This window comes from Nocardia sp. NPDC058497 (assembly GCF_042720195.1).
GTDB lineage: Bacteria > Actinomycetota > Actinomycetes > Mycobacteriales > Mycobacteriaceae > Nocardia.
The window spans coordinates 1-2,474 of sequence record NZ_JBHXMY010000743.1; the positions used below are offsets into that span (position 1 = coordinate 1).

Annotated in this window: 3 protein-coding genes; 1 reads left to right on the plus strand and 2 read right to left on the minus strand. The window is 64.1% G+C overall.

Annotated features, from left to right (window positions below; genetic code table 11):
- Window positions 1-64: 64 nt before the first annotated feature.
- Together ACFWPJ_RS30330 and ACFWPJ_RS30335 are read right to left on the minus strand one after the other, a co-directional pair.
- Window positions 65-784 (minus strand): DUF3558 family protein, encoded by a 720-nt coding sequence (locus tag ACFWPJ_RS30330; RefSeq protein WP_378856558.1) that lies wholly within the window; start codon window positions 782-784, stop codon window positions 65-67.
- On the minus strand, window positions 667-1,026 hold the full coding sequence (locus ACFWPJ_RS30335; RefSeq protein ID WP_378856560.1) for a hypothetical protein: 360 nt from the start codon (window positions 1,024-1,026) through the stop codon (window positions 667-669). The genes ACFWPJ_RS30330 and ACFWPJ_RS30335 overlap by 118 nt, the downstream gene beginning before the upstream one ends.
- 172 nt (window positions 1,027-1,198) lie before the next feature.
- Here ACFWPJ_RS30335 and ACFWPJ_RS30340 point away from each other — a divergent pair.
- Window positions 1,199-2,474 (plus strand): hypothetical protein (locus ACFWPJ_RS30340; protein ID WP_378856562.1); only part of this gene is annotated, 1,276 nt, incomplete at its 3' end.

Genomic DNA, 2,474 nt, shown 5'->3' on the forward strand with positions numbered 1-2,474 from the left:
CAGATGTGTAACAGAGACAGCGTGGACACGGTCCGACTCGATGATCTTTCGACTGCCAGCGACCTCAGATTGCCGCTGTTGCCGCAACCTCGAGAACCGTGGCGGCATTCAGGAGATTGTCACAAGGCTTTTCCCCGGTGAGGCCTGCGGTAGTAGTAAGATCCAAGGCAAATTTGGGAAACTCGATAACCATCCCGCACTGTCGGGGCCGGCTGTACGTGATAGCGGAGCGTCCTCCAATTGATTCTTCGGTGTAATTTCCCGCGTAACGCTGACGGAACTCATCGAGGGTAATATTTGTTGCCGCAATATCTATGAATCGAATTGAGACCGGCGCTCCTAGCGTCCCGACCGGCTCCTTGTTCACGAAAGTGCACCCGACAAAGGCATACCACTCGTGAATACCGTCAGTCCGTTCACGGGTATCAGCATCGTAGCCAGCGCGTTCGATAGTGGGATCGTCGAATTCGGTGCATGGATCGGATTCCACCCTACCTCTGCTGCCGTTGTTGACCTGGGATGTCGGAGGTGGAGCGGGAACCGCAATCTGCTTGGTCGTACTGGGCGTGGCAGACGGAACTGGATCAGCCAGCTCGCTAGTGGTCCCGCAAGCACCGAGCAGTGCCATCGCGGCAGTGCCCGCAGCGAGGTACAAATAGGGGCGGGTCACTGGCTGCTGCCTCCGTTTTCGAGTACTTCCGCCGCTCTGACGATGACAGCCCGGTTGGCCACATCGGCGGCTTCGGTGAGACCACCTGCACGCAGATATGCCTCTTTCATCCATAGCGCAGTCTCGATCGCTTGGTCGATCACAGCTGAGCCATCCATGGCCTTCGTCGAAAACCCTTTCTGGAGCGCACGTCCAGAGTCGAAGCCACCGAAACCATCTTGGTAGGCCAACTGCTCCAGTCGGTTCCGGATCGACATTAGGCTGTCAGCCATCTCTTCATACATCCGAGCAGCCTGCTCCGCCGCCCCAGATTCGTACCGAAGCGTCCCAGCTCGAGCCGCCTCGTTGAAGGCCACGACCCCCACCTGTCCGAAGATGTTCTCTGATCCCGCCAAGGTTCCCCCGTTCGTCGGCCGCTGACCAGGCACTCTATCAGCGGTCCACGCTCGGGCGCGTGCTAGTCTGCTGCCCGGCCCAGTCGCATATTCCGGGGGGATATCCAGCATGACGCCACGTCCGCTCACTCCGATGAGTTTGGTCGATCTTGCCGCGGCCGCGCAGCGGGCGGAGAATGCGCAAGCTCGGGCGGCGACAGCGGACAGCAAGTTGCAGGGTGCCGGTCAAGGCACGGACCCGGACTATGTCACCACCGCGGATCGGTTCCAGAGCATGACCTTCGACCAGCTGTATCAGGCCGTCCACGGCGAGGGTGGGCTCGATGCGGCGGGCCTGCAGGGGCAGGCTGGTACGTGGCGGCAGGCTTCGTCGGATGTGCTCAACCTGTCCACCTTCAACCTGGTGGGTATGACCCGGTTGTTCAACGAGGGTCAATGGCAGGGCGCGACGGCCGATGCCGGCCAGGCCGCCACAGAGAGTTTCGCGAAGGCGCTCAATGAGGTAGGGCAGGTGCTCGGGTCGGTAGGTGCTCGGGTCGAGGCGGTCGGTTATGCGGCCGAAGCCGTGAAGCTGGCCGTGCAGCCGAAAGCGGTCTCGTCGGGAACTCTCAACCCGGACGATCCGGTGCAGTCGATCTTGCCCGGCCTCAGCAATCCCGCGACCGACGAGCAGACGCGGGTCGCAGAGGCTGCGGCTCGTGACGCGGTCATTCAGGCGTTGGATACGACTTACACCCCGGTGTTCCCTCCGTCGGGAGCGGGCGTGCCCGCCTACGGTGATCTGCCGGTGATCGGTGATGGCTCCGGTGTCACGGACCCCGGAGCTGGCGGATCGAACGGCCAAGACGGTGGTCTCGGCGCGAACCAAGACTCTCCAGTGACCGGCGACCCGGCGGCGGACACATCGCAACCTTCCGAAGACGCGAACGCGCCGCAGGATGCCGGGCAATCGCCGGGCGACGACACGAACGGCGGGCAGGACACCGACGATGCCGCGACAGATCCGTCATCGACGGCGCCGGCCAGCACGAACCCCGCCCAGGCGGCAAGCCCGAGCACAGGTGTGCCCAGCGGTGGTGGACCTGGAGCCGGTTCGCCGGGCGGTGGCATCCCGGGATCCGGGTCGCCGGGTGTGGGCGGATCAGGCGGTGGCGTCTCCGGCCCGGTGCTTGGTCGCGGTGTTCCTGGGGTTGGCGCACCAACGGCGGGGCCAGGTATCGCCGCTGGGTCGGGTGCTGGCTCGGGTACCGGCGCGCGCAACGGCATGATGCCCGGGATGGGAGCGCCGGGGGCTGGTCGTGGTGGCAACCGTGACGACTCCGGTGAGCACTACGCGCCGGACTATCTGCGAGGCGTCCAGCCGGACTGGACCGAGGGGATTATCGCCTACGACGGTGTTCTGGGTGGTG

Bases quoted from the DNA above. Each gene is read 5' to 3' on its own strand.
- ACFWPJ_RS30330 (WP_378856558.1), bottom strand. From the start codon at position 784: ATGGATGAAAGAGGCATATCTGCGTGCAGGTGGTCTCACCGAAGCCGC.